Source organism: Tanticharoenia sakaeratensis NBRC 103193, from assembly GCF_000963885.1.
GTDB lineage: Bacteria > Pseudomonadota > Alphaproteobacteria > Acetobacterales > Acetobacteraceae > Tanticharoenia > Tanticharoenia sakaeratensis.
On the sequence record NZ_BALE01000083.1, the window covers coordinates 1 to 383 of the forward strand.

General features: G+C 68.1%; 1 protein-coding gene. It reads left to right on the top strand.

Features of this window, described 5'->3' with window-relative positions; all coding sequences use genetic code 11:
* A partial coding sequence (locus tag B8446_RS15925) for a hypothetical protein (RefSeq protein ID WP_048851364.1) occupies nt 1-308 on the top strand: 308 nt, incomplete at its 5' end.
* Nucleotides 309-383 lie beyond the last annotated feature (75 nt).

Sequence of the window (383 nt, forward strand, 5' to 3'; positions counted from 1 at the left end):
GCTGGCGCGGTCCCGGATGGGGCGGCCCGGGCTGGCGTGGCGGCTGGGGGTCCGGCTGGGGCTGGGGCGGCGGATGGTCCGGTTACGGCTGGGGCATGCCTGGCTGGGGTGGCGGCTGGGGCTGGGGCGGCTGGGGCCTTGGCCTGGGTCTTGCGACCGGCGTTGCCGTCGGTGCAGCCGTAAGCTGCGGTTACTCGCCTTACGGGTGCTATCCGCCTCCGGCCTATGGCGGCTACGCGTATCCGAGCTATCCGGCCTACCCGCCCGCACAAGGATATCCGGGATATCCCGGTCCTTACGGATACTGATGAAAGCGTCCTAGGGCCCGGACCCATAAAAGGATTCCCATTGTGAGCGGCCTGTGATTCGCTCTCTCTCTGAAA